This is a genomic window from Tsukamurella sp. USMM236, assembly GCF_037148755.1.
GTDB lineage: Bacteria > Actinomycetota > Actinomycetes > Mycobacteriales > Mycobacteriaceae > Tsukamurella.
The window spans coordinates 103,812-129,575 of record NZ_JBBCSS010000010.1 but is presented as its reverse complement, the minus strand read 5'-3'; the positions used below and the strand labels follow the sequence as shown (position 1 = coordinate 129,575).

At 73.0% G+C, this 25,764-nt stretch carries 26 protein-coding genes; 19 read left to right on the top strand and 7 right to left on the bottom strand.

What is annotated here, in order from left to right:
- Window positions 1-46: 46 nt before the first annotated feature.
- From WFK95_RS23560 to WFK95_RS23550, 3 genes are read right to left on the bottom strand one after another with little or no spacing between them, the layout of a single operon-like run.
- Entirely contained in the window at window positions 47-1,354 is a 1,308-nt protein-coding gene (locus tag WFK95_RS23560) for a glycosyltransferase family 4 protein (protein ID WP_336672154.1), read from the bottom strand.
- A gap of 1 nt (window position 1,355) precedes the next feature.
- Window positions 1,356-2,858 carry a glycoside hydrolase family 57 protein gene (locus WFK95_RS23555; protein WP_336672175.1) on the bottom strand — a complete coding sequence of 501 codons (1,503 nt, stop codon included), beginning with the start codon at window positions 2,856-2,858 and terminating at the stop codon, window positions 1,356-1,358.
- A gap of 20 nt (window positions 2,859-2,878) precedes the next feature.
- On the bottom strand, window positions 2,879-3,619 hold the full coding sequence (locus WFK95_RS23550; RefSeq protein WP_336672153.1) for a class I SAM-dependent methyltransferase: 741 nt from the start codon (window positions 3,617-3,619) through the stop codon (window positions 2,879-2,881).
- A 205-nt stretch (window positions 3,620-3,824) separates the two neighbouring features.
- On the opposite strand from WFK95_RS23550, the gene WFK95_RS23545 reads away from it, so the two are divergent.
- The 4 genes from WFK95_RS23545 (at window position 3,825) to WFK95_RS23530 (ending at window position 7,900) form a co-directional block, all read left to right on the top strand.
- On the top strand, window positions 3,825-4,604 hold the full coding sequence (locus tag WFK95_RS23545) for an electron transfer flavoprotein subunit beta/FixA family protein (protein ID WP_224648341.1): 780 nt from the start codon (window positions 3,825-3,827) through the stop codon (window positions 4,602-4,604).
- 36 nt (window positions 4,605-4,640) lie between these two features.
- Window positions 4,641-5,597 carry an electron transfer flavoprotein subunit alpha/FixB family protein gene (locus tag WFK95_RS23540; RefSeq protein ID WP_336672152.1) on the top strand — a complete coding sequence of 319 codons (957 nt, stop codon included), beginning with the start codon at window positions 4,641-4,643 and terminating at the stop codon, window positions 5,595-5,597.
- A 158-nt stretch (window positions 5,598-5,755) separates the two neighbouring features.
- Window positions 5,756-7,210, top strand: a complete 1,455-nt coding sequence (locus WFK95_RS23535) for a catalase (RefSeq protein WP_336672151.1) — start codon at window positions 5,756-5,758, stop codon at window positions 7,208-7,210.
- Window positions 7,211-7,261: 51 nt separating this feature from the next.
- Window positions 7,262-7,900, top strand: coding sequence for a response regulator transcription factor (locus WFK95_RS23530; protein ID WP_336672150.1), 639 nt, complete (start codon window positions 7,262-7,264; stop codon window positions 7,898-7,900).
- Window positions 7,901-7,914: 14 nt separating this feature from the next.
- Here the strand turns inward: WFK95_RS23530 and WFK95_RS23525 are convergent, their stop codons facing one another.
- On the bottom strand, window positions 7,915-9,030 hold the full coding sequence (locus tag WFK95_RS23525) for a sensor histidine kinase (protein WP_336672149.1): 1,116 nt from the start codon (window positions 9,028-9,030) through the stop codon (window positions 7,915-7,917).
- Between the two features lie 161 nt (window positions 9,031-9,191).
- On the opposite strand from WFK95_RS23525, the gene WFK95_RS23520 reads away from it, so the two are divergent.
- Window positions 9,192-10,832, top strand: coding sequence for a multicopper oxidase family protein (locus WFK95_RS23520; RefSeq protein ID WP_336672148.1), 1,641 nt, complete (start codon window positions 9,192-9,194; stop codon window positions 10,830-10,832).
- 119 nt (window positions 10,833-10,951) lie between these two features.
- Complete coding sequence (locus WFK95_RS23515; RefSeq protein ID WP_224648328.1) at window positions 10,952-11,398, top strand: hypothetical protein; 447 nt, start codon at window positions 10,952-10,954, stop codon at window positions 11,396-11,398.
- A gap of 7 nt (window positions 11,399-11,405) precedes the next feature.
- Here WFK95_RS23515 and WFK95_RS23510 read toward each other — a convergent pair whose 3' ends face one another.
- Window positions 11,406-11,984: a TetR/AcrR family transcriptional regulator gene (locus WFK95_RS23510; RefSeq protein WP_224648326.1), complete on the bottom strand. Its 579-nt coding sequence runs from the start codon at window positions 11,982-11,984 to the stop codon at window positions 11,406-11,408.
- A 22-nt stretch (window positions 11,985-12,006) separates the two neighbouring features.
- On the opposite strand from WFK95_RS23510, the gene WFK95_RS23505 reads away from it, so the two are divergent.
- The 3 genes from WFK95_RS23505 to WFK95_RS23490 all read left to right on the top strand — a co-directional run bounded on the left by WFK95_RS23505 (window position 12,007) and on the right by WFK95_RS23490 (window position 16,027).
- Entirely contained in the window at window positions 12,007-12,501 is a 495-nt protein-coding gene (locus tag WFK95_RS23505) for an HXXEE domain-containing protein (protein ID WP_224648323.1), read from the top strand.
- A 157-nt stretch (window positions 12,502-12,658) separates the two neighbouring features.
- Entirely contained in the window at window positions 12,659-14,077 is a 1,419-nt protein-coding gene (locus WFK95_RS23500) for an MFS transporter (protein WP_308011458.1), read from the top strand.
- 1,377 nt (window positions 14,078-15,454) lie between these two features.
- The gene (locus WFK95_RS23490; protein WP_224648306.1) at window positions 15,455-16,027 is read left to right on the top strand and encodes a TetR/AcrR family transcriptional regulator; all 573 of its coding nucleotides are present in this window, start codon (window positions 15,455-15,457) and stop codon (window positions 16,025-16,027) included.
- A gap of 11 nt (window positions 16,028-16,038) precedes the next feature.
- Here WFK95_RS23490 and WFK95_RS23485 read toward each other — a convergent pair whose 3' ends face one another.
- Entirely contained in the window at window positions 16,039-16,467 is a 429-nt protein-coding gene (locus tag WFK95_RS23485) for a MarR family winged helix-turn-helix transcriptional regulator (RefSeq protein ID WP_224648304.1), read from the bottom strand.
- A gap of 97 nt (window positions 16,468-16,564) precedes the next feature.
- Here WFK95_RS23485 and WFK95_RS23480 point away from each other — a divergent pair, with 97 nt between their 5' ends.
- The 10 genes from WFK95_RS23480 to WFK95_RS23435 all read left to right on the top strand — a co-directional run bounded on the left by WFK95_RS23480 (window position 16,565) and on the right by WFK95_RS23435 (window position 25,346).
- The gene (locus tag WFK95_RS23480; RefSeq protein WP_224648302.1) at window positions 16,565-16,954 is read left to right on the top strand and encodes a hypothetical protein; all 390 of its coding nucleotides are present in this window, start codon (window positions 16,565-16,567) and stop codon (window positions 16,952-16,954) included.
- A 53-nt stretch (window positions 16,955-17,007) separates the two neighbouring features.
- Window positions 17,008-17,826, top strand: a complete 819-nt coding sequence (locus WFK95_RS23475) for an NUDIX hydrolase (RefSeq protein WP_336672147.1) — start codon at window positions 17,008-17,010, stop codon at window positions 17,824-17,826.
- A gap of 115 nt (window positions 17,827-17,941) precedes the next feature.
- Complete coding sequence (locus tag WFK95_RS23470; RefSeq protein WP_224648298.1) at window positions 17,942-18,742, top strand: GNAT family N-acetyltransferase; 801 nt, start codon at window positions 17,942-17,944, stop codon at window positions 18,740-18,742.
- A 2-nt stretch (window positions 18,743-18,744) separates the two neighbouring features.
- Window positions 18,745-19,617, top strand: coding sequence for a lysophospholipid acyltransferase family protein (locus tag WFK95_RS23465; protein ID WP_336672146.1), 873 nt, complete (start codon window positions 18,745-18,747; stop codon window positions 19,615-19,617).
- Window positions 19,618-19,681: 64 nt separating this feature from the next.
- The gene (locus WFK95_RS23460; RefSeq protein WP_224648294.1) at window positions 19,682-20,887 is read left to right on the top strand and encodes a cysteine desulfurase family protein; all 1,206 of its coding nucleotides are present in this window, start codon (window positions 19,682-19,684) and stop codon (window positions 20,885-20,887) included.
- On the top strand, window positions 20,887-21,984 hold the full coding sequence (gene mnmA, locus WFK95_RS23455; RefSeq protein WP_336672145.1) for a tRNA 2-thiouridine(34) synthase MnmA: 1,098 nt from the start codon (window positions 20,887-20,889) through the stop codon (window positions 21,982-21,984). The genes WFK95_RS23460 and mnmA overlap by 1 nt, the downstream gene beginning before the upstream one ends.
- Entirely contained in the window at window positions 21,977-22,981 is a 1,005-nt protein-coding gene (locus WFK95_RS23450; RefSeq protein ID WP_336672144.1) for a hypothetical protein, read from the top strand. The genes mnmA and WFK95_RS23450 overlap by 8 nt, the downstream gene beginning before the upstream one ends.
- A 17-nt stretch (window positions 22,982-22,998) precedes the next feature.
- Entirely contained in the window at window positions 22,999-24,324 is a 1,326-nt protein-coding gene (locus tag WFK95_RS23445; RefSeq protein WP_224648288.1) for an ammonium transporter, read from the top strand.
- A 26-nt stretch (window positions 24,325-24,350) separates the two neighbouring features.
- A complete protein-coding gene (locus WFK95_RS23440) occupies window positions 24,351-24,731 on the top strand; it encodes a hypothetical protein (RefSeq protein WP_336672143.1) in 381 nt (126 codons plus the stop codon).
- A gap of 93 nt (window positions 24,732-24,824) precedes the next feature.
- Window positions 24,825-25,346, top strand: coding sequence for a hypothetical protein (locus tag WFK95_RS23435; RefSeq protein WP_224651710.1), 522 nt, complete (start codon window positions 24,825-24,827; stop codon window positions 25,344-25,346).
- Between the two features lie 7 nt (window positions 25,347-25,353).
- Here the strand turns inward: WFK95_RS23435 and WFK95_RS23430 are convergent, their stop codons facing one another.
- Complete coding sequence (locus WFK95_RS23430; RefSeq protein ID WP_224651708.1) at window positions 25,354-25,755, bottom strand: MmcQ/YjbR family DNA-binding protein; 402 nt, start codon at window positions 25,753-25,755, stop codon at window positions 25,354-25,356.
- Between the last annotated feature and the right edge of the window lie 9 nt (window positions 25,756-25,764).

The following is a 25,764-nucleotide window of genomic DNA, read 5'->3' as shown; positions in this document are numbered from 1 at the left end:
GGATTCACGATGATGCACATCGTGCAGGTCGGGGGCCCGGGCCGACCTAGAGCGGATTCGTCGGATCGCGCTCGGGGAGGGGCCGCTCGTCGATCACGCGCCGCCCGAGCGGGGTGCGCGGACGCCGCTTCGCGGCGAGGTAGACCTGCGTCGTCTCGCGGGCGACGGCCTCCCAGGTGAGCTCCTCCACCTCGGCGCGCGCCGCGGCGGCCCAGCGGTGCGAGGATGCCGGATCGTCGAGCACGGCGCGGATCGCGGCGGTGAGGCCGGGTACGTCGGCGGGCTCGACGGACAGGCCCGTCTCGTCCGTGCGGATGAAATCCGCCAGGCCGCCGGCGGTGGTCGCGATGACGGGGATGCCCGTCGCGGCGCCCTCGAGCGCGACGATGCCGAAGGGCTCGTAGCGGGACGGGATCACCAGGGCGTCGGCCGAGTGCAGCTGCGCGACCAGCTCCTCGTGGTCGAGGGCGCCCGTGAACTCGACGGCCCGCAGCACCCGCTGCTCCCGCGCGACCTCGCGCAGCCACGTGGCCTGCGTCCCGTCGCCGGCCACCGTCAGCGTGGTCCCGGGGTGCGTGCGGCGCACCCGGGCCAGCGCGGCGATGAGGTCCTGCACGCCCTTCTCGTACTCCAGCCGGCCGACGTACAGCAGGCGGGGCGCGCCCCGTCGGGCGGCGGTGCGGGACCGGTCCCGGTAGGGCCAGGCCGTGGCGTCGATGCCGTTCGCGATGGTGTGCAGCTGCGCGAGTCCGGGCCCGAAGAGGCGGTTCACCTCGTCGGACATCGAGCGCGAGCAGGCGATCACCGCGTCGGCCTCGTTGGCGAGCCACCACTCGGTGGAGTGCACCTGCCGGTTGACGGGCCCGGAGACCCAGCCGCTGTGCCGGCCCGCCTCGGTGGCGTGGATCGTCGCGACGAGGGGCGCGTCGAAGGCCTCGGCGAGGCCGACGGCCGCGTGCGCGGCGAGCCAGTCGTGGGCGTGCACCACGTCGGGCACCCAGGGCCGGCCGACGGTGCCGGCGCCGTGCAGGGCGTCCTCGCCGGCGGTCGGGTTGTACCCGGCCAGCCGCAGGCCCGCCCGGAGCATGGAGTGCCCCATCGACAGCACCCACGGCATCATGTCGGTGCCGAAGTCGAGGGCCAGCGGATCCTCGGCGGCCATGATGACGCGGATCCCGTCGACGACGGCGTCGGACGTCGGGTGGCTGCGGGGGTCGGTACCCGTCGGCTGGCGCGAGACGACGACCACCTCGTGGCCCTGGTCGCGCAGTTGCAGCGCGAGGTGGTGGACGTGCCGGCCGAGGCCGCCGACCACGACGGGCGGGTACTCCCAGGAGACGAGCAGGACGCGCATGTCAGAACCCTCCCAGCGGCGCGGGGAGGCGCCGGGCGTCGAGGCCGGGGAACGGATCGTCGGCCAGCCGCCAGGTGCGGGCCAGCGCGACGGCGCGGGCCTCGTCGCCGCGCTCGGCGGCCTCGGCGATCTCCCGCAGGGCGTGGGCGTGCTTGTAGGCGCGGTCGCGGGCGTACGCCGCGGCGGTGTCCTTGGAGACCATGAACGGCCAGTCGGACTGCAGGCACATCAGTGCCTCCTGCAGCACCTGGTCGCTCACCACGTCGCGCGTGCGTCCGGCCCGCTTGTCCAGGACCCGCAGCACCGTCGTGGTGATCTCCTCGTTGAGCTCGACGAACTCGCGCACGAGCGGGCCGTCCCAGACGTGCCAGTCCTTGCCCGAGCCCCACGAGCTCGCGGGGATCTCGCGGGCCGCGCCCACGTACCCGGCCTCGGCGGCGGAGCGCAGCGTGCCGACGCGGACCCCTGCCTCCGGCAGGGCGCGCAGGACGCGCTCGAGCCAGATCGGGCCCTCGTACCACCAGTGGCCGAAGAGCTCGGTGTCGAAGGCGGCGACCACGAGGGCGTCGCGGCCGATGCGCGCGCTCTCGGAGCGGACGCGCGCCACGACGGTGTCCACGAAGTCGGCGACGTGCTTGTCGATCACCGCGTCGGCGCGCGCGGGGTCGTACGGCGCCTTGTCGGCCTCGGCGACGTTCTTGCCGGTCACCCGGCTGGGCTTGAGGCCGGTGGCGTGGTCGTGGGCGTAGAAGTCGCGGTAGGCGGCGTGGCCGGGGTAGCCGGACTTGGGCGACCACACGCGGTAGCTCACGGGCAGGTCCCGGCCGAAGGCGAGGACGGAGGAGTCGCCGACCGGGCGCGCGAGGGCGGTGTCGCCCCCGAGGGTGGGCCCGTCGACCATGAAGTGCGTGACGCCGGCGGCCTCGTAGCCGGTCTCCATGCCGGGCTTGTAGGCGCACTCGGGCGCCCAGATCCCGGTCCGGGCGGGGGAGCCGAGCCGGGACGTGCCGTAGGCGAGGCCCTCGCGCAGCGACAGCTCGCGCAGGCGGGGGTGGAGCAGGGGCTGGAAGGGGTGCGCCAGGGGGCCGCCGAGCAGTTCGACGGTGCCCGCGTCGGCCAGCCGGCGCAGCACGGGGCTGCCGCCGTGGCGCCAGCGGGTCTCGAACAGCTCGAGGGCGTGCGCGGCGTTGCGGTGCTCGCGCGCGCCGAGTTCCGCCGCGGCGGGGCGCCCGGAGAGGGCGGCCTCGTGGGCGCGGAGCTGCCAGTTGCCGAGGTAGTGGTGCATGGCTTCGAGGCAGTACGGGTCGTCGAGCTGCGCGGCGAGCACGGGGGTCACGCCGAGCGTGAGCTGGTCGGTGCGGCCCTCGGCCGCGAGCCGGTCGAGCATCTCCGCCATCGGCAGGTAGGAGGCCGCCCACGACTGGTACAGCCACTCCTCGCCGACGGGCCACGCGCCGTGGTGGGCGAGCCACGGCAGGTGGGAATGCAGGACGAAGGCGATCATCCCGGGCTCGCGCCCGGCGGTCACGGCTTCCTCGCGTAGAAGAACAGGTCGAGGCTGTCCGGGGCGTCGGCGCGCAGGTCGAAGTCCTGCGCCGCGACGGCGGCGACGTCGTTCGACAGCTCCTCCGGCCAGGGCTCGCCGGCCAGCGACCGCTCGATCTGCGCGTCGATGAAGCTGCCGCCGTGACGGCGGTCCAGCTCTGCCAGCCGCGCGCCGTGGTAGACGCCGAGCTTCTCGTTCACCTCGAATCCCGCGTCCTCGAGCAGCTCGACCAGCTCGGCCGAGTTGAGCTCGCGGGTGTGGAACGGATTGAGCGGGGTGTCGCGGCCGGGGGAGAAGGTCACGCGGTTGGGGGTGGAGATCGCGAGCTCGCCGCCGGGGCGCAGGATGCGGGCGACCTCGCGGAGGAACTGCGGCTGGTCCCACAGGTGCTCGATCACCTGGAAGTTCACGACGGCGTCGACGGACGCGTCGTCCAGCGGCAGCTCCGCGAGGTTGCCGTGCAGCATCGTGACCTTCGGGTACGCGGCGCGCACGTGCGCGACGGCGGACTCGTCGTAGTCGAGCGCGGTCACCGTCGCGCCGCCGTCGGCGAGCATCGCGGCGCCGTAGCCCTCGCCGCTGCCGGCCTCGAAGACCGACTTCCCGGCGTAGCGGTCGACGATCGCGAGATAGGCGATCTCGTGCCGGCGGAACCAGTAGTTCTCCTCGGGGATTCCGGGAACGGTTCGCTCGCCGGTCAGGGGCAGCGGGTCACACATTCTTCTCAGCCTAGTCGTCGACGGGGGTGGGCCATCCCACATGGACAGTTACCAATCGGTAACTTACTCTGGCGTTAAACAGTGTCGTGAGGCGGTGCTAAGTTCTACTCGCCGAACCTGAGGCGGGGGAGGATTTCCGTCCCTCGCGGCAGTGTGAGAATGTGCCTACGAGTATCCGATCATCGATGGAGGTCGACGAAGACCAATGACGAACGTAGTCGTACTGATCAAGCAGGTCCCGGATACGGGTTCCGAGCGCAAGCTGGCCGATGACTTCAGCCTCGACCGGTCGATCGACCCGTACCTGGACGAGATCAACGAGAAGGCCGTCGAGCAGGCCCTCCAGATCAAGGAGGCCAACGGCGGCGAGGTCACCGTGCTGACCGTCGGTCCCGCCAGCGCCACCGATGCGATCCGCAAGGCTCTGTCCATGGGCGCCGACAAGGCCGTCCACGTGCAGGACGACGCCATGCACGGCTCGGACGCCATCCAGACCTCCTGGGTGATCGCCCGCGCGCTCGGCACCATCGAGGGCGTCGAGCTCGTCATCGCCGGCAACGAGGCCACCGACGGTCGCGTCGGCGCCGTCCCGGCCATCCTGGCCGAGTACCTGGGCCTGCCCCAGCTCACGCACCTGCGCAAGCTCACCGTCGAGGGTGACGCTCTGAAGGCGGAGCGCGAGACCGACGAGGGTCTCTTCGAGCTCGAGGCCTCGCTCCCCGCGATCGTCTCGGTGAACGAGAAGATCAACGAGCCCCGCTTCCCCTCCTTCAAGGGCATCATGGCCGCGAAGAAGAAGGAGATCAACGTCCTCTCCCTCGCGGAGATCGGCGTGGAGCTCGACGAGGTCGGCGGCGCGAACGCCGGCACCACCGTCACGGGCGTGACCCCGAAGCCGGCCAAGGAGGCGGGCGAGAAGGTCGTGGACGAGGGCGACGGCGGCGACAAGGTCGCGGCCTTCCTCATCGGCCAGAAGATCATCTAAGACCCCTCGAATCCACTCATAAGGAGAGAAGCCGATATGGCAGAAGTACTCGTCCTCGTCGAGCAGGTCGACGGGAATCTGAAGAAGGTCACCGCCGAGCTGCTGACCGCCGCCAACGCCCTGGGTGAGCCGTCCGCCGTCGTCGTGGGCGCCCCCGGCACCACCGACGCCGTCGCCGAGCAGCTCAAGGCCGCCGGCGCCGCCAAGATCTACCGCGCGGAGTCGGCCGACGCCGACGGCTACCTGGTGACCCCGAAGGTCGCCGTGCTCGCCGAGCTCGCCGAGAGCACCGGCGCCGCCGCCGTGCTCACCGCCGCCACGTTCGAGGGCAAGGAGGTGGCCGGCCGCGTCGCCGCGCGCCTCGGCTCCGGCCTGATCGCCGACGCGATCTCGTTCGGCCCGGGTGGCGCCGCCGTCCACTCGATCTTCGGTGGCTCGTTCACCGTCGACGCGACCGCGGGTGGCGACACCCCCGTCGCCTCGCTGCGCCCCGGCGCCATCGAGGCCGACGGTGTCGCCGGCGCGGGTGAGATCGTCGACGTCGCGGTCCCGGCCGAGGCCGAGAACGCGGTGAAGATCACCTCGAAGAACCCGATCCAGGGCGGCAGCCGTCCGGAGCTCACCGAGGCGACGATCGTCGTCTCCGGTGGTCGTGGTGTGGGCTCGGCCGAGAAGTTCTCGGTCGTCGAGGAGCTCGCCGACTCGCTGGGTGCCGCCGTCGGCGCCTCGCGTGCCGCCGTCGACTCGGGCTACTACCCGGGCCAGTTCCAGGTGGGCCAGACCGGCAAGACCGTGTCGCCGCAGCTGTACATCGCCCTGGGCATCTCGGGCGCCATCCAGCACCGCGCCGGCATGCAGACCTCGAAGACCATCGTGGCCGTCAACAAGGACGAAGAGGCCCCGATCTTCGAGATCGCCGACTACGGCATCGTGGGCGACCTGTTCGACGTCGCCCCGCAGCTCACCGCGGCCGTCAAGGCGCACAAGGGCTGATAGCAGTACCTCGTACGTACGAGCCCCGTCCGGATCCGTCCGGGCGGGGCTCGTTCGTCTTCGCTACCGTGGGGAGAGGACCCCGCTTCCGCTCGTCGACCAGCCCGACGGGTGTGAACGGTCCTGAACGACAACCACATACGCGGAGGAGAACAGCCATGTCCGAGAACGCGAACTTCACCACTTCCGATTCCGGAGCGCCCGCCGGGAGCGACGAGCTCTCGTTGACCGTCGGCGCCGCCGGCCCCATCGCCCTGCACGACCACTACCTCATCGAGCAGATGGCGCAGTTCAACCGGGAGCGGATCGCCGAACGCCAGCCGCACGCGAAGGGCAGCGGCGCCTTCGGCACGTTCGAGACGACCGCCGACGTCACCGCCTTCACGTGCGCGGAGGTCTTCGCGCCCGGCGCGAAGACCGAGATGATGGCCCGGTTCTCGACGGTGGCGGGGGAGCGCGGAAGCCCCGACACCTGGCGCGATCCGCGGGGCTTCGCGCTCAAGTTCTACACGCCCGCGGGCGTGTACGACATGGTCGGCAACAACACCCCCGTGTTCTTCATCAAGGACCCGATGAAGTTCCAGCACTTCATCCGTTCGCAGAAGCGCCGCGCCGACAACAACCTCCGCGACCACGACATGCAGTGGGACTTCTGGACCCTGTCGCCGGAGTCCGCGCACCAGGTCACCTGGCTGATGGGCGATCGCGGTATCCCGAAGTCGTGGCGGCACATGAACGGCTACAGCTCGCACACGTACCTGTGGGTCAACGCCGAGGGCGTCAAGCACTGGGTCAAGTACCACTTCGTGTCGGACCAGGGCGTCGAGACGCTCACGCAGGACGAGGCCGATCGGCTGGCGGGAGCCGACGGCGACTTCCACGTACGCGACCTCTTCGACGCCATCGCCCGCGGCGAGCACCCGAGCTGGACGCTCAAGGTCCAGTTGATGCCCTTCGACGACGCGGCCGACTACCGGTTCAACCCGTTCGACCTGACCAAGGTGTGGCCGCACGCCGACTACCCGCTGCAGGAGGTCGGTCGGATGACATTGCACACCAACCCCACCGACAACCACAGCCAGATCGAGCAGGCGGCGTTCGAGCCCAGCAACATCGTCCCCGGTATCGGATTCAGCCCGGACCGGATGCTGCTCGGTCGTGTCTTCGCGTACGCCGACGCGCACCGCGCGCGGCTCGGCGCGAACTACAAGCAGATCCCCGTGAACCGGCCGCGCACCGAGGTGCGGAGCTACTCCAAGGACGGCGCGATGCGGATCGATCCGGTCCGGGATCCGGTGTACGCCCCGAACTCCAAGGGCGGCCCCGCCGCCGACTACCCCGGGCAGCCCGAGCCGCAGTGGGCGGCCGACGGCGAGCTGGTGCGGGCGGCGTACGTCGCGCATCGCGAGGACGACGACTGGGGCCAGGCCGGCACCCTGGTCCGCGACGTGATGGACGACGCGCAGCGCGAGCGGCTGGTGTCGAACGTCTCGGGCCACCTGCTCGACGGGGTGACGGAGCCGGTCCTCCAGCGCGCCTTCGACTACTGGCGGCGGATCGACCAGGAGATCGGGGAGAGGATCGAGCGGGCCGTCCGCGAGGCGCAGGGCTGACGTCACCGACGGGGCCGGGTGCGGGCACGTCCGCGTCTAGGATCGTCTCTCGTGAGCAGTGTGTTGATCGTCGACGACCAGCGGCTGATCCGCGACGGCCTGAAGATGCTGCTCACCGCCGCCCCCGACTTCACCGTCGCGGGCGAGGCGACCAACGGCGACGAGGCCGCCCGCGCCTACCGCGAGCTCGCGCCCGACGTCGTGCTCATGGACCTGCGGATGCCCGGCGCCGACGGGGTGCACGGCATCGAGCGGATCATCGCCGCGGACCCGTCCGCCCGGATCGTCGTGCTGACCACGTTCGACGACGACGATCACATGTATCCGGCGCTCGCCGCGGGCGCCGTGGGCTTCCTGGTCAAGGACATCGCCCCGGAAGCGCTGCTCGACGGCCTGCGGCGGGCGCTCGGCGGCGAGGTACCCATGTCGCCCGGCCCCGCGCGCCGGGTGCTCGACGAGGCCCTGCGCGCCCGCTCCGCCACCGCGGAACCGTCGGGGGCGGAGCCCGCGGTGCCGCTCACCGACCGCGAGCGCGACGTGCTCGCGCTGGTCGCCGACGGGTTGGGCAACGCGGCCATCGCCGGTCGGCTGCATGTCGCCGAGTCGACGGTGAAGGCGCACATCGCGAACTTGCGGCAGAAGACGGGCGCGCGGTCCCGGGTCGAGCTGGCGCGCTTCGCCTCCGGGTAGTCGCGTCCGCTGCGTCAGGCGGCGCGGATCGGCACGGACAGCGCGACCACCCACCGGTCACCGTCGGGTCCGGTGGTGATGGTGCCGCCGGCGAGCTCCGCGCGTTCGGCCATCCCGGTGAGCCCGTAGCCGTGCCCGCGGTGCCCGTGCGCGGGAAGCGGACTCGTGACCCAGGCCTCCCACGCGCCGTCGGCCGCGCCCACGTCGACGGTGACCGTCGCGCCGCGGGGCGCGTGCTTCATGACGTTCGTGAGCGCCTCCTGCACGACCCGCACCAGGGTCAGGGCGTCGATCGCGGCGGGGCCGGCTTCACCCAGGTCGATGCGCGCGCGGACGTCGAAGCCCGCGTCGACGGTGCGCTCCACCGCCCGCCGCAGCTCGGCGTCGGTGTCGTCGATCGTCCGGTCCTGCACGGGCTCCCGCGCCCGCATCGCGGCCAGCAGCCGCCGGATGTCGGCGAGGGAGTCCGTCGCCGTCCCGTGGATGTCCGCGAGGACCTCGTCGAGGCCGGGGTCGATGCCCGCGTAGACGGTGCGCGCGACGCCGACGCGCAGCGAGATCGCCGACATGTGGTGGGCCATCAGGTCGTGCAGCTCGCGGGCGAGGGCGGCGCGCTCGTCGCGGCGGGCCTGGAGCGCCTCCTCCGCGAGAGCTCGCCGCTCGCGTTCCGCCTGCGCGAACCGCTCCCGCATGTACAGCCCGCCCACGACGGGGAGCCCGACGAAGCTGAGCGTCTCGGCCAGCACCCGGATCAGCGTGTGCTGCTCGTTGTCGAACAGCGATCCGGTGATGTAGCAGGCCGCCCACACGAGTGTCGCCGTGACCACCTGCCACCGAGGCCGCTGCGAGGCCGCGAGCTCGGCGAGGGCGAGCGCTGCGAGGTAGGGCACGAGGCCCGCCGGCCCCCAGGCCTCCGCGGAGAGCAGGCCACCGCACAGCACGGACAGGGCGATCGAGACGGCGAACGGCGCGCGGCCCCCGAGGGCGAACAGCGCGGCGGCGAGCATCGATCCCGCGATGTACGCGGGCGAGGCGTGGAAGCGTCCGGGGTACACGCTCACCGCGAGCAGCACGGGCACCACCACGAGGGGAGCGACCCGTACCCCGACGGTCCATCTGGTGCGCGACATGGCAGCACCGTACGGCACCGCGGGGCCGGGGGAGAAGCCGTGACCTGCGCACATAGCGTCGGGTCAGGGGATTGTCAACCCCCTCCCGGCTAGTCCCGCGCCCGGTTTCCGTGTCCGAAGGGCGGAGTCGCGCGCGGGCGCCGCCGACGACGCTGGAGTGCATGATCACCGATACCGCCGCGCGGCCACGAGCCGTCGCCGGCACCAACCGCCGTCGCTTCCTCACCGCCCTGATCGCCGCCCCACTCGCGGGTGCTGCGGTCGCAGGATGCCGTGCGACGGCGGCACCGTCGAGCCCCGGCGCGCCCGTCCTGCCGGGCGGCCGCCGGGCCCTGCCGATCCCGCCGCTCGCGCGGTCCGTCGTGGGCGCCGACGGCGTGCGACGGTTCGATCTCGCCACGCAGGCCGGATCGACGGAGATCGTCGCCGGCCGCCGCAGCGCGACGTGGGGATTCAACGGCGACATCCTCGGCCCCACGCTGCGCGCCCGGGACGGCGAGAAGGTCGCGGTGACGGTGCGGAACGGTCTCGCCGAGGCGACCAGCGTGCACTGGCACGGCATGCACGTCCCCGCCCGCGCCGACGGTGGCCCGCACCAGATGGTCGAGCCGGGCGCCACGTGGAAGGCGGAATGGACGGTGCGGCAGCGCGCCTCGACGCTCTGGTACCACCCGCACCCGCACGGCGTGACCGAGAAGCACGTCTACCGCGGGCTCTCCGGCTTCTTCCTCGTCGACGACGACGCGCAGGACGCGCTGGGCCTGCCGTCCGAGTACGGCGTCGACGACGTCCCCGTCGTCGTGCAGGACCGGAAGTTCACGCCCGCGGGCGAACTGGACGAGACGGCACCGGGCGAGACCGGGCTCATCGGCCCGACCGTGATCACCAACGGCATCGCCGGCGCGAGCCTCGTGGCGCGCCGCGACCGGATGCGGCTGCGCCTGCTCAACGGCGCGTCCGCGCGCTGCTTCGAGTTCGGCTTCGCGGACGGCCGCCGGTTCGAGATGATCGCCTCCGACGGCGGGCTGCTCGCCGCGCCGGTGTCCCTGGACCGCCTCATGCTCAGCCCGGGTGAGCGCGCCGAGATCGTGGTTCGCGTCGCCGCCGGCGAGCGCACGATGCTGCGCTCGTACCCGATCACGCAGCGCGGCAGGATCTCCGGCGAGACGGCGCGCGAGTACGGGCAGGAGGACACCCTCGACGTGCTCGAGCTGGTCGGGTCCGAGACCCTCGCCGCCGGGGCCGGCGCCGTGCCCCGCGACCTCGGCGCCATCGCGCCGCTCGCCGCGGGCGCGACGGCACCGTCGCCGGCGGCGCGGGCCTTCGACCTGCAGTGGTACATGATCAACGGCGAGCGGATGGACATGAGCCGCATCGACCTCGCGCCCGTCGTCGACACGACCGAGGTGTGGACGGTGCGCAACAAGGACAACTGGCCGCACAATTTCCACATCCACGACGTGCAGTTCCAGGTCGCGTCGTTCAACGGGAGGACCCCGCCCGCGCACCTGCGCGGCTGGAAGGACACCGTCTACCTCGCGCCCGGTGACAGCTGCGCCCTCGCCATGCGCTTCACCGACTACACCGACCTGACGATGCCGTACATGTACCACTGCCACCTGCTCTACCACGAGGACCGCGGCATGATGGGCCAGTTCGTGGTGGCGGGGAAGGGCCAGACCGCGCCTACCCGGCTGGAGATGGCGGGGATGCCGGGCATGTCGATGCCCTCGTCGTCGGCGCCCTCGTCGGCCGGGGGCTCCGCTCCCTCCGCATCCGCGGGAGCGCACGGCGGGCATTGACCGGCGGGGCGCACGGCGACACCCGGTGTAACGATCGCAAGGACGGAGCCGACCTCACCGGTGAGGAACCCTCCGTGCCGCAACCCCCTGCGGCACGGACGAGTCGGAGGAGGACGCTCATGCTGAAGAAGACGCTCGTCACCGGAATCGCCACCGCGGGCCTGGTCGCCGGAATCGGCGCCGTGCCCGCGCAAGCCGCACCGCTCGCCGTGCCGCAGGTACCGCTGGCCGCCACCCAGGTCGCGGGCCTGGGCATCCCGCAGCCCTTCACCACCCGGATCGGCGCCGACACGACGGGCCGGCCGGGCGAGGTGCGCCTCGCCGCGCACAGCTCCGTCGGCTACAACTCGTACGGTTCGCTGGTGCGGATCGACTTCCGCAACGTGCGCACCGGCGCGCGGGGTTCGGTCACCGTCAAGCCCTTCGCCAACGGACAGGTGCCCACCACGGCCGTCGCGCACACGGGGACCGGCAGGGTCACCTACGCCGCCCGCTTCGTCAGTTCCGGCACCGTGGCGGTCGTGCTGGCACCGACGCCGGGCAGCGGCTCCTTCGACGTCCGCTGAGTAGCGATCACGGCGCCAGCGCGGCGAGCGCGAGGTCGAGCACGGCGTCGAGCTCCGACGGCGGCGGCACCTCGCCGACGATCAGCCACCGGTAGACGGCTGGGCCGAACAACAGGTCGCGCACCTGCGCGTCGGAGACCCCGCCCCGGATCGCTCCCGCTTCCCGCGCCCGCGTGATGGCGTCCGCGAGGACCGCCGCGCGGGGTGCGAGGTAAGTCTCCTGCAGGGCCGCCCGAAGGTCCGGGCGGTGCGCCCCAGCGGCGTGCACCGCGAGCACGGCTCGCGCGGCGGGGGAGTGCGCGATCCCGGCGACGAAGGTCGCTGCGAGGCTCCGGAGGTCGGCGACCGGATCGTCGGTCGTCGGCGCCCGCAGCGGCGGCACCGTCGCGATCAGGGCGCCGACGACGAGGGCGTCGCGATCCGGCCACCGACGGTAGATCGTCGGCCTGCCCACGCCGGCGCGTTTCGCGACGGTCTCGATGGTCAGGCCCTGGTACCCGACGTCCTCGAGCTCGGCGAGCACGGCGTCGATGATGGCGCGTTCGGCCGCGGCGCTGCGCGGTCGTCCGGGGGTTGCTGCGGGCATGCGCCCAGTATAGTTTCGTTACATGACGGAACGTAATACAACGGTGCCGGTATCCGCGACGGCGGGCCTGTTCGCGGTCTGGGCGATCCACGACGCTGAGGAATGGGTCATGAACGGTCCGTGGGCGCGCGAGCGTGGACTACCGGTCTCGGACGAGCTGGCGCACACGGCGATCGGTGTCATGGGAGTCGTCGTCGGCGCGGCCGCGATCGACGGCCTTCGCAGCGGAGGTCGCTCAGCCTGGTACCAGACGGCGCTGCTGGCCTACGGCCTGCACGGCTTCTCGCACCTCGCGCTGGCGGCGCGGTTCGGCGGCTACGCGCCCGGCGTCGTCACCACGCCGATCACGGTGTTGCCCTTCTGGTGGTGGGCCTCGTCGCGGCTCGCACGCGCGGGGGTGCGGCGGTCCGCCGCCGGGCTGCTGCCTGGCGCCGTGGCGATGTTCGTCGGAGGCGTCGCGGGCTCCTACGGCATTGCGGCGCTAGTGCGTCGCGCCGGACACGACCGCGGATTCTGAACGGTTCGGGGCAGTTCTGCGGCCTTTCCGAGGTGGTGGCAGGACCTACGATGGGCGGAGCCGTGGGGCCCGGACGGGCGCCGCGGGCGACACGTCGAGGAGTTCAGATGGCCACCTCCGAGCTTTGTGAACCGCCGATCGCGACCGGAATGCGATGATGGCCGACCACGACGGCGAGTCTCCGCGCCTCGCGCTGGCGTCGGCCTCCGGGCGCTGGCTGATCGCCGCCGCGGCCCTCGGCTCGGGCGTCGCCTTCCTCGACGGCTCGGTGGTGAACGTGGCCCTACCGGCGATCGGGCGGGACCTCGGCGGCGGACTGTCGGTGCTGCAGTGGGTGCTCGACGGCTACCTCCTCACCCTCAGTGCGCTGCTCCTGCTCGGCGGCGCGCTGGGAGACCGGTACGACCGGCGCCTCGTCTTCCTCGCCGGGCTGGTGGTGTTCACGATCGCCTCCGTCGGGTGCGGGCTCGCGCCGACCGGCGAGGTCCTGATCCTCGCGCGCATCGTGCAGGGCATCGGCGGCGCGCTGCTGGTGCCCAGCAGCCTCGCCATGATCGAGACGGTCATCCGCCCGGAGGATCGTGGCCGCGCGATCGGGCTGTGGGCCGGGCTCAGCGGCGTCTCGTCCGCGATCGGGCCCTTCGTCGGCGGCTGGCTGGTCGACGCCGCCTCGTGGCGCTGGGTGTTCCTCATCAACGTGCCCCTCGCCGCGGCGGCCCTGATTCTCACCGTCCGCCACGTCCCGAGTATCCGCGACGCCCGGGTGCGGGGGCCGCTCGACGTGGCCGGCGCGGCCGCCGTGACGATCGGCCTCGGCGGGGTGACGTTCGCGCTGATCGAGGCGCCGGTCCAGGGCTGGACGCCCACCGTCGTGGGGGCTCTCGTCGTCGGGCTGCTCGCGGTCGCGGCGTTCCCCGTCGTCGAGCACCGCGCCGCGGACCCCCTCGTCCCGTTGCGCCTGTTCCGCTCGTCGCAGTTCAGCGGCACGAACATCGTCACGCTCGCGGTGTACACCGGGCTCGGCGGCGCGCTGTTCCTGCTGTCGCTGCACCTGCAGGCGAACCTCGGCTACAGCGCGTTGCAGGCGGGCCTGGCGTTCGTCCCGTTCACGGCGATCATGCTGGTCCTGTCCGGCCGGATGGGGGCGCTTGCGCAACGGACGGGTCCGCGCGCGCTGATGACGGCGGGCCCGCTGGTCGCGGGCGTCGGCCTCGCGCTCCTCGTCCGGGTCGTTCCCGGCGCGACCTACTGGGGCGGGGTGTTGCCCGGGATCGTCGTCTTCGGTCTGGGCATGGCCATGACGGTCGCGCCGCTCACGGCGACGGTGCTCGAGGCCGTGCCCGCCGAGTACGTCGGCGCGGCATCGGGGGCGAACAACGCGATCTCGCGTTTCGCGAGCCTGCTCGCCGTGGCCGTCCTCCCGCTCGCGGTGGGGATCACCGACCCGAGCGGACCGTCGCTGGAGAGCGGCTTCGCCCGGGCGATGCTCGTCTCGGCGGCGCTGTGCGTGATCGGCGGCGCGGTCGCCTTCGCGACCGTGCGGAACCCCGCCGAGTCGGCTCACGCCCGCGCGTAGTCGGCACCGTCGGAGACGAACTCGGGGTGGCCGTAGGTGGCGAGGCGCCGCCGTACGAGCCCGGTGAGGTATCGGTCGACCCGTCCCGCAGGAATGGGATCTTCACACCGCGCTCGCAGACGAGGAGGCGCCCCGCGAGGAACGGGTACGTGAGCCCGACGATGCCGACGTCGACCGCCGAGAAGTCGACGCCCAGGCGGGCGGCCTCGGAGGGCTTGAAGTCGCAGAAGGCGATCGCGAAGGCGGTCTTGCTCCAGGCCTTCTCCACCCGTTCCGCGGCCCGGTCGAACGGGGTGCGCCCCGGCCGGAGGTAGGCCTCCATCGACGACCGGACCAGGGCGCCGCAGGTCTCGTCGTCGAAGTCGTCGCGCAGCAGGGCGGCCCGGCCGTTGAAGACGGCGACGATGCCCTCGGGGGTGGTCGGCAGCAGCTCCTCCGGGAGCCCGAGGAGGAAGCAGCGGTAGCGGTTGAATTCGACGATGGCGCGCTCGCCGGGGCCGAAGCCGCGCTTCGCGCGGAGCGCCTTGATCGCGATGAGGTAGCTGCCGACGGTGCCCGCCGGCATCTGGTCCACCTGCGGGATGGGGATGCCGTAGACCTCCCGGTTCCAGGCGCCCGGCCTGGTCAGCGCGTGGAAGCGCACCATCGAGTGCATCAGGCGCACCATCGCGGCGGCCTCGAAACCCTCCCGGTGGCGCTGCAGGGCGCCGGGCAGCGTGGTCACGGCGAAGAAGTTCGAGGTCTCGTTGATCCGGCGCGCCGCGCGGGCGCCGGACAGGGCGCCGGTGAGCGCCATCGGCAGCGCCGCGTAGGTGTTGAGGAAGGTGGCGAGGAAAACCCCGCGGGTGATGAACGGCGCCGTGAGGGCGGAGCCGATCCGCGCGAGGCGCGCACCCTCCTCGACGAGGTCCATGTCGACCCAGGAGGGAGTGTCCTCCATCGCGGCGACGAAGGCGCGGAGCTCCTCCGGGGCGTCCGGCACGGCGTCGATCCCCTCGTGGCAGGCGCGGCGCAGCATCGCGACCAGCGTCTTCGTGCCGTAGTGCGGCTCGAGCGAGGCGTACGGATCGGCGACCACGTCGCCGAGGAGCGTGGTGGTCGCGATGAGTTCGACGGTCCGCTCGTCGTCGAGGGTCCGCGCGCGCCGCCCCAGCCGCGGGCGCAGGGTGGACCGGACCTCGGGGTCCGCGGTGTGGCGGAAGGGCGCCGCGGTGAAATCGATCGCGCCGTACAGGCCGGGCTGCAGGGCCGCCTGGGAACGCACCCGTTCGGCGAGTCCGGGGTAGTGCCGCATGGGAACGCTCCTTAACTTTCATTCCGTAAGTACGACGATGACAGGGTGTAAGTTATCCTGTCAAGGGAATGACGCGAACTCGTATGAGCGCCACCGAGCGGCGCGAACAGATCCTCGACGTGGCGCACGACATCGTCGCCACGGAGGGCTTCCACGCGGCCACGCCCAAGCGCATCGCCGACGAGGCCGGCGTCACGCGGACGGTGCTCTACCAGCAGTTCGGTGATCTCGCGGGGCTGTTCGTCGCCCTCATCGACCGCGAGGCCGATCGGATCGGCGAGCAGTACCTCCGCGCCGTCGCCGAGGTGGCGCCCGACTCGGGCAATGATCCCTTCGTCTCGGCCTTCGAGGGTGCGGTGCGCGCCATCGACGAGAACCCCGCCGGCTGGCGGCTGTTCCTCCTGCCTCCCGAGGGGGCGCCGCCCGCCCTGCACGAGCGCCTCGCCGAATCGCGGGACGCGGTGGTCGCGTTCATGGAGCTGAGCCTGCGCAGCACTTTCCCGGGGATCGAGGATCCCGAGTACCTGGCGCGCGTGGTGCACGCGACCGCGCGGGAGCTGCTATGCCTGCACCTGACCGATCCGGACAATGCCACCGTCGAGCGGCTCACCGGCCTCATTCGCCGGCTCCGCACCTTCGCGCCGCCGCCCGCGTAGCGGGCGTCCGGCTATTCCGGCAGGAGCCGGGCGAGCAGGCGGCGGAGCGTCGCGGCCTCCTCGTCGGACAGTCGGGCGGCGAGGAGTTCGTCCTCCGCGGCGCGGATCCGCTGCTTCGCCCGGGCCTGGACCGCCGCGCCGTCGGCGGTCGCCGCCACGGTGCGGCGGCGCGCGTCGTCCGCCTGTTCGCGCGCGACGAGGCCGCGCGATTCGAGGTCGCCCAGGTGCTTGCCGAGGCGGGTGGTGTCGCGGCCGGTCCGCCGCGACAGCTCGACCTGGGAGACCGCACCGCCCCGGAGCAGCGTGGTGAGGATGGCGTACTCCCACATGGATACCCCGGTGTCGCGCAGGATCGGCTCCTCCAGCGCCAGCAGGCGGTGCCCGAGGACGCCGACCGCTTCGGCGAGGTCGGGTCCGGGCGTGGGGTCGTCTGTGACCACGATTCCTCCATGTCCTCTACCGCGGTGCACGAATATCGTCTACCGTGGTGCACGGTGCAGCTGCACCGTCGATCATTCGAACCTACGTGGAGGCCACATGGACACCGCGGATCTGGACCGCGCCGCGCGGGAGTACGCGGCCCTCCTATCGGAGGCCGCGGCGGCGGACCTCGCGGCACCCGCCGGGAAACGCACCGTCGGCGGGCTGACGGACGACCTGATCGGGCGGGTCGCGCACCTGGCCACCGCCCTCGGCGCGGGCCCGCCGTCGCCCGACGACGCGGCGGAAGGGGTGTCCGACGGTATGGGTTCCCCCGACCTCTACGGCGGAGGCTTCGAGCGCCCGTTCCGTCGCGCGATCCGGCGGCTCGGCACCGCGGCCGAAAGCGCACCGTCGGACCCGCGCACCGCGACGGACCTCGCGGCCCTGACCCGGGACATCGACGCCGGCGCGCGGGCGCTCGGGCGGGCACTGGGGCTCACCTGAATCGGCCCGACCGAACCGGACATCGGCGCGGACGGGTCGGATACGGTGAGCGAATGTCTTCGAACATCGAATCTCCCGCGGCGCCGCCCCAGCCGAAGGACGCGGCGACCGTCGTCCTCGTCCGCGACGGCGCGGACGGCATCGAGGTCTTCCTGCAACGCCGCGTGCAGCAGATGGCCTTCGCCGGCGGGATGACCGTCTTCCCCGGCGGGGGCGTGGACCCGCGGGACGGCGAGGCCGACCTCGCCTGGCAGGGCCCGGCCGCCCCGTGGTGGGCCGAGCGCTTCGGTGCCACCGAGCGCGACGCGCGCCAGCTGGTCTGCGCCGCCGTGCGCGAGACCTTCGAGGAGTGCGGCGTCGTGCTCGTCTCCGCGGCCGACGGCGGCGCGCCCGACGTGGCGGCCCTCGCGCCCGCCCGCGCCCGGCTCGAGGCCAAGGAGCTCTCCCTCGCCCAGTTCCTCCGCGACGAGGACCTCGTGCTCCGCGCCGATCTGCTGCGGCCCTTCGCGCACTGGATCACGCCGAAGAACGAGAAGCGCCGCTACGACACCCGCTTCTTCCTCGCGGCCCTGCCCGCCGGCCAGCGCGCCGACGACCGCACCAGCGAGGTCGAGGAGGCCGGCTGGCGGACCGCCGCACAGGCCCTCGCGGACTGGTCCGCGGGCCGCTGCTTCCTGCTGCCGCCCACCTGGTCCCAGCTGCGGGCCGTGGCCGAGCACCGCACCGTCGCCGAGTTGCTCGCCGCCGAGCGGGCGATCGAACCCGTGGAGCCCGAGCTGCCGCTCGGCGGCGCGATCGACTCCCTGCAGTTCGCGGAGGCCGCCGAGTACGTCGCGTCGATGCCGTCGAACATCCCGCGCCCGACGCTGTGACGACGGGGCGCGGCACCGGGGCGTAGCCCGCTATTCACCTGCGTTCTCACAGGATTCACCGACCCGCTCGGTCGCGGTTCACCGGCAGGTCGCCTGACCGGCCCACTGTGAGGTCATGAGTACACCGGGAACACTGCTCATCGGCCGGACCCCCGCACGCGAGACCCTGATCCACGGCGCCGAGTACGAGGTGGTGCTCACCACCCGCGCCGACGACGTCGACACGGTGCAGCGGCTGCGCTACGAGGTCTTCGGCTCCGAGCCGGGCTTCGAGGCCTCGATGGCCGGGGTCTCCGACGGCCGCGACGCCGACCGCTTCGACGAGTTCTGCGACCACCTCGTGATCCGGCACAAGCCGAGCGACGCGATCGTCGGCTGCTACCGGATCCTCCCGCCGCCCGGCGCGATCGCCGCAGGCGGCCTCTACCTGGCCACCGAGTTCGAGCTCGGCGCCCTCGACCACATCCGGCCGGAGACGCTCGAGATGGGGCGAGCCTGCGTGCGCGCCGACCACCGCACCGGCGGCGTCCTGTGCCTGATGTGGGCGGGCCTGCTCGCCTACAGCGACCTGCGCGGCATCCGCTACGCGATGGGCGCGGTCAGCGTCCCGATGCAGTACGAGGGGTACGGCCGCGGCGCGACGGTCCGCGCGGTCCGCGAGCTGGTCGACGCCAAGCATCGCGCCCAGTGGGTCGTCACCCCGCGCACCACGGTCGAGGAGATCACCGCGGAGCCCGCCTCCCGCCGGACCTTCCCGCCGCTCGTCACCGGCTACCTGCGGATGAACGCGGAGATCCTCGGCGCCCCGAGCTTCGACCCGGTCTTCGACGTGGCCGACTTCCCGATGATCATCGACCGCACCCGGTTCAACGTGCGGTACCTCGAACGCCTGCAGCAGGCGGCGGGAAGCCTCTAGCCGTGATCCCCGTCGCGGAACTGGCCCGGCATCCCTGGCAGCAGGTCGCCCCGTGCGACGCGGGCTGCTCCGCCGGCGAGCCGCAGGAGGCCGCGGCCTGGCTCCGGGCGGTGCGGTGGGCCGCGCTCGTCACGGTGATGGTGATGGGCCTGCTCGCGCTCGGGCTCACCTACCCGTGCGGCGCCACCACGCGCCGTGTCGTCATTCGCGGCGGTGCGCGGGCGATGCTGTGGTCCCTCGGGATGCGCGTCGAGCCGGTCGGCAACGTGCCGCTGCGCTCCCTCGTGGCCGCGAACCATCAGTCGCTGCTCGACATCGTCGCCATCGCGTCGATCGCGCCCGCCGCCTTCATCGCCAAGGCCGACATCTTCGACGTCCGCCCCGTCGCGGTGCTGATGCGCGCATTCGGCGCGATCCCGCTGCGCCGGGAGCGCCTGCGCGAGCTCCCCGGCACCGTCGACCACGTCGCGGGCCTGCTCCGCGGTGGCCGCACTGTGGCCCTCTTCCCCGAGGGCACCACCTACTGCGGCGTCCACCGAGGCGATTTCCGGCCCGCGTTCTTCCAGGCCGCGATCGACGCCCGCGCCGACGTGGTGCCCGTCTCGCTGCGGTACTCGATCCGGCTGCCCGGCCCGGCGCGCGGCGCGCGGCAGAGCACCGTCGCGGCCTACGTCGGGTCCGATACCGAGATCAGCACGCTCGCCCGTGTGATCGCCGCGCGCGGCGTCGCGGTGCGGGTGCACGCGACCGAGGTGATCGACGCCGGTCAGTGGGTCACCGCGGGCCGCGGGGCCCTCGCGGCGCGGGCCGAGGCGGCCGTCTTCGCCGATGCCGAGTTCCTCGACGCCGCCGCGCCGCTGCCGCTAGCGGCCTGAGCCCGGAAACGGGGAGGACCGCCGATATCGGTGGCGCCGCCGTCGCGCGTATTCTTGGGACGCGATGACTCCCGACCGCGAGAACCCCGTCTACCTCGACCACGCCGCGGACACCCCGATGGTGCCCGAGGCGTTGGCGGCGATGGCGCAGGCCGCGGCCCGGCCGGGCAACGCCTCCTCGCAGCACGGCTCCGGCCGCCGGGCGCGCCGCATCCTCGAGGAATCGCGCGAGTCCATCGCCCGCGACCTGGGCGCCCGGCCCTCCGAGGTGATCTTCACCGGCGGCGGCACCGAGGCGGTCAACCTCGCGGTGAAGGGCCTGTACTGGGCCCGCCGCGCCGAGAACCCCGCCGCGGTCACCGTGATCGCCTCCGCGATCGAGCACCACGCGGTGCTCGACGCGATCGAGTGGCTCGGCGAGCACGAGGGCGCCGTGGTGCGCCTGCTGCCCGTCGACCATCGCGGGCTGGTCGACCCCGCCGACCTGCGCGCCGCGCTCGACGAGGCGGCGGGCACCGTCGCGCTGGTCAGCGTGATGTGGGCGAACAACGAGGTCGGCACGCTGCAGCCGATCGCCGAGCTGGCCGCCGAGTGCGCCCGCGACGGCGTGCCGATGCACTCCGACGCCACCCAGGCCGCGGGGCACGTGCCCATCGACTTCGGCACCAGCGGCCTCGCCGTGCTCACCAACGCCGCGCACAAGTTCGGCGGCCCGCAGGGCGTGGGCACCATGCTCATCGGCCGCAGCGTCGCCCTCGTGCCGCTGGCGCACGGCGGCGGCCACGAGCGGGACCTGCGCTCCGGCACGCCCAACGTCGCGGGCGCCGCCGGCATGGCGGCCGCGCTCACCGTGGCGATCGGCCGGATGGACGAGGAGTCGCCGCGCCGCGCGGCGCTGCGCGACCGCCTCCTCGCGGGCGTCCGCGGCTTCGAGGGCGCCGTGATCAACGGTGGCGCCGCGCACGGCATCCCCGCGCTGCCGGGTATCGCCCACGTCTCCTTCGCCGGCTGCGAGGGCGACTCGCTGCTCATGCTGCTCGACGCCCGCGGCATCGAATGCGCCACCGGCTCCGCCTGCAGCGCCGGCGTCGCGCGGGTCAGCCACGTCCTCGAGGCCATGGGCGCCGATCCCGGCGTCGCGCGCGGCTCGCTGCGCTTCTCCTTCGGCCCCGAGAACACGGAGGCCGACGTCGACGCCGTGCTCGACGCCCTCGCCCAGGTCGTCGACCGCGCCCGCGCCGCGGGGCTCAGCTTCACGGGGGCCCGCTGATGCGCGTGCTGGCCGCGATGAGCGGCGGCGTGGACTCCGCCGTCGCCGCGGCGCGGGCCGTCGAGGCCGGGCACGACGTTGTCGGCGTGCACCTCGCGCTGTCCGAGGCCCCGGGCACCCTGCGCACCGGCTCGCGCGGCTGCTGCTCCAAGGAGGACGCGGGCGACGCCCGCCGCGCCGCCGACGTGCTGGGCATCCCGTTCTACGTCTGGGACTTCGCCGACCGCTTCCGCGAGGACGTGATCGACGACTTCGTCGCCGCCTACGCCGCGGGGGAGACCCCGAACCCCTGCCTGCGCTGCAACGAGAAGATCAAGTTCTCCGCGCTGGCGGAGAGGGCCTACGCGCTGGGCTTCGACGCCGTCGCCACCGGCCACTACGCGCGTCTCGAGGACGGCGAGCTGCGCCGCGCCGTCGACGCCGACAAGGACCAGTCCTACGTGCTCGCCGTGCTCACGGCCGAGCAGCTCTCCCGCGCGCTGTTCCCCGTCGGCGACACCCCGAAGCCCCTGATCCGGGAGGAGGCCGCCCGCCGCGGCCTCGCCCTGGCGGACAAGCCCGACAGCCACGACATCTGCTTCATCCCGTCCGGCGACACCCAGGCCTTCCTCGGCGCCCGCATCGGCGTGCGGCCCGGTGCCGTCGTCGACGGCGAGACCGGCGAGCGCCTCGGCGAGCACGCCGGCGTCCACGAGTTCACCATCGGCCAGCGCAAGGGCCTCGGCCTGCCCGGACCCGCCCGCGACGGCGAGCCCCGCTACGTCACGGCGATCGACGCCGCCACCGGCGACGTCACCGTGGGGCGCGGCGAGCGCCTCGACGTCACGCGCATCGTCGCCGACGGTGCCGTCTGGACCTCCGGGAGCGCACCGTCGGGCCCGGTCGAGGCGATGGTGCAGGTCCGCGCGCACGGCGGGCTCGCCCCGGTCACCGTGTCCGCCGACGGCGACCGGCTGGTCATGGACCTGGCGACGCCGCTCCGCGGCGTGGCCCCCGGGCAGGCCGCGGTGCTGTACGCGCCGGACGCCGAGCGCGGCGACCTGGTCCTCGGGTCGGGAACGATCCGCTCGACCGCGCACGACGCCGCGCATGTCTGATCCCCTCGCGCCGCTGGTCGGGGGAGTGACGGGGATCGGCTCGGTACCGGGCACGGACCCGCGCGAGGCGGCCGCCACCGTCGTCGGCGAGCTCGAGGTGCCCTTCCTGCCCGAGCTCCCGGACCGGGGGATCGGCGCCGACATGATCGGCCGCGGCGCCGGGCTCCTCGTCGACATCGGCTTCGACGTCTCCACCACCGGCTACCGGATCGGCGTCCCCGACGGGCGCGTCGCGCGGCTCACCGCCGACTACCTGGAGCGCGACTTGGACGCCTTCGAGGAGGCCTACGAGGTCGCGCGGCGACGGGGCGGCGGCCTGGTCAAGGCCCAGGTCGCGGGCCCGCTGACCCTCGGGGCCGGGCTGGAGCTGCCGAACGGCCACCGCGTGGCCCGCGACCGCGGGGCGATGCGCGACGTCGCCGCCTCGCTCGCGGAGGGCCTCATCCGGCACGTCGCCGACCTGCGGCGCCGCCTCGGTGCCGACGTGGTGCTGCAGCTCGACGAGCCCTCGCTGTGGTCGGTCGTGCACGGCACGGTTCCCGCGCTCACCAAGCTCGACCCGGTGCGCGCCGTCCCCGCGCCCGAGGCGGCCGAGATCCTCGCGTCCGTCGTCGAAGCCGTCGACGCGCCCGTCCTACTGCACCTCTGCGGCCCGATCGACTGGGACGTCGTGCGCCGCGTCCCCGTCGACGGTGCGCTGCTCGACGCGACCCGCCTGACGGCGGCCGACTACGAGGGCTTCGGCGAGCTCGCCGAGTCTCGGACCGTCGTGGGGCTCGGCCTCGCACCGGCGACACCGGCGCCGCGTCGTCGCTCGCCCGCCGACCTGGCCGCCCCGGCGATCCGCCTCTACGACGAGGTCGGCCTGCCGCGCCGCGATCTCACCCGCGCCACCGTCACCCCCGTGTGCGGTTCGCCCGGTTCGCCCGGAATTCGACCGATTCTCGACGCCTGCAAGGAGATTCGCGCCGTCTTGGCGGAGGCGTCGGCGGAGTAGCCCGTTACACTTCGGCGATGTTCCCGACCACCGGGGCAGTCGATGGTGCAGATACCGCCTGGCTGCTCGCCGCGTTCGCGCTCGTGCTGTTGATGACGCCGGGGCTCGCCCTGTTCTACGGCGGCATGGTCCGCAGCAAGAGCGTCCTCAACATGATGATGATGTGCCTCACCGCCATCCCGGTGGTGTGGCTCCTGTGGGTGGCCTTCGGCTACTCGATGACCTTCGGGCCCGACCGGGGCGGCGTCGTGGGCGACCCGACCACGTTCGCGGGCCTGCGCGGGCTGCTCGGTGCGTTCGGCGCCGACGGCTCGGACGCGGGCGCGGTGCCGCTGGTCGGGCAGGTTCCCGCGCTCCTGTTCGTCGCGTTCCAGGCGGGCTTCGCCATGGTCACCGTCGCCCTGATCGCCGGCGCGGTCGCGGACCGCATGCGGTTCGTCTCCTGGCTCGTCTTCGCCGCCCTCTGGGCGACGCTGGTCTACTTCCCGGTCGCGCACTGGGTGTTCTCGGTGCCGGGGCTGACCGCCGAGCACGGCGGCTGGATCGTCGAGAACCTCAAGGCGATCGACTTCGCGGGAGGTACCGCGGTCGAGATCAACTCCGGCGCGTCCGCGCTGGTCATGGCGCTCCTACTGGGGCGCCGCGCGGGCTGGCCGCGGGATCCGATGCGGCCGCACAACCTGCCCTTCGTCATGCTCGGGGCTGGTCTGCTGTGGTTCGGGTGGTTCGGCTTCAACGCCGGCTCGACGCTGGCGGCGAACGGCTCGGCGGCGCTGATCGTGGTGAACACCCTCGGGGCCGGCGCGGTGTCGATGGTCTCGTGGCTGATCGTCGAGAAGGTGCGGCACGGCAAGCCGACGTCCTTCGGCGCCGCGTCCGGCGTGGTGGCCGGGCTGGTGGCGATCACGCCGTCGTGCTCGGCGGTGACGCCGATCGGCGCGCTCGCGGTGGGCGCCGCCGCGGGCGCGATCAGCTCGTACGCGATCGAACTCAAGTACCGCTGGCGCTACGACGACTCGCTCGACGTGGTCGGCGTGCACCTGGTCAGTGGCGTCGTGGGCATGCTCATGATCGGCCTGGTCGGCAGCGCCTCCGCCCCGGCCGGGCGCGACGGCCTGCTGTACGGCGGCGGCGTCGATCAGCTGTGGCGGCAGGCCGTGGCGGTGGTCGCGGTCCTCGGCTACGCCATGGTGGTCACGCTGGTCATCGGCCTGGTCCTCAAGGCGACCATCGGGCTGCGGGCCGATCCGCAGCACGAGGCCGACGGCCTCGACGACGGGCAGCACGCCGAATCCGCCTACGACCTGCACGTGCGCGGCGGACGGCTCGAACCCGGACGCTGATGCGGCCGCAAAGGTATCGTGCCGCTATGACCGGATCGCACCGTTTCTCCGCCCTCGTCGTCGCCCTGATCGCCGCGGGCGCGCTCGCCGGATGCTCGTCGAACTCGGGCTCGGACGCGGCCTCCACCCCGGCCCCCGCGTCCTCCTCCACCTCGGCGCCCCCGCAGTCGGCCGCGGCGATCCCCGCGCACGTCCCCGGCACGTACGCGAACGGCGACTGGGTCGTCCGGCTCGCCGCCGACGGGACGTGGGAGGAGGACCTGCGCGGCCAGGTCAACGCCTACGGCGGCACGTACACCGTCACCGGCGACCAGGTGCTGCTCCGCGATCGGGGCGGTTCGAGCGAGACCGCCACCCTGCAGGGCGACGAGCTGCGCCTGCCCTCGATCACCCTCACGCGCCGGTAGGCGCGTTTCGCTCTCGGCGATACCTCTCGACTGCCGCACTCGGTCTGAGTAATCATGTAATCATGTAATCAGGACCGACTGAGGAGGTCTCCCATGATGGCAGGACGAGGGCCGCGCGGAGCGGCGCCGGACGCGAAGGATGCGGGCGAATGGTTCGCCGGACGGCTCCCGGAGGGCTGGTTCGACGGTCCGCCGACGGTCACCGTCGACCGCGAGGAGATCGTCGTGGTCGGCGCGCTGCCGGCCGGCGGTGAGGATTCCACCGCGCAGCGGGAGGGCCGCGCCGCGCGGTTCCGCGAGGAGACGCGCGACCAGCGGATGCGGATCGCCGACGAGGCGCAGGAGCGGTACCAGCGGCGCGTCTCCTGGGGCGTGGACACCGGATCCGAGACGATCCTCTACACCCACCAGGCGGTGCCGGTGATGACCCGCCTGCGCCAGCCCGAGCGGCTGGTGCTGGACACGCTCGTCGACGCCGGGGTGGCGCGTTCGCGCGCCGACGCGCTGGCCTGGTGCGTGCGGCTCGTCGGCGAGCACACGGAGGACTGGCTCGGGCAGCTGCGGCAGGCCATGAAGGACGTCGACGACCTGCGGGAGCAGGGGCCGCAGCTCTGATCCGACGTCAGCCCTTGTCGAGGGCGGCGATCGCGCGCTGCGGCGCGATCTGCCGGAAGCTCGCGTCCACCAGCTCGTGCACCTCGTCCCAGTCGACGACACCGATCGTCAGGTCCAGGCCGAGCCAGCCCGCGGACGCCATGTACGCCGGCAGGTAGAAGCGCTCGTCCTGTTCGAGCGCGGTGCGTTCGGCGGGATCGGCGATGAACAGCACGCTGGTGTTGCGCTGCTCGTGCGGCCGCGTGGCGGTCTTCTTCGTGCCGCCGCCGTACACCGCGAACATCTTGCCGCAGCGGAAGGTCGGGCGTCCGTGGGCGATCTTCTCGGTCGCCTCCGGGAACGCGAGCGCGATCTCTCGCACCCGGGCGAGCGCCGGATCGTCGTCGGAGAACATGATCGGATGGGGCATGCCGCCGAG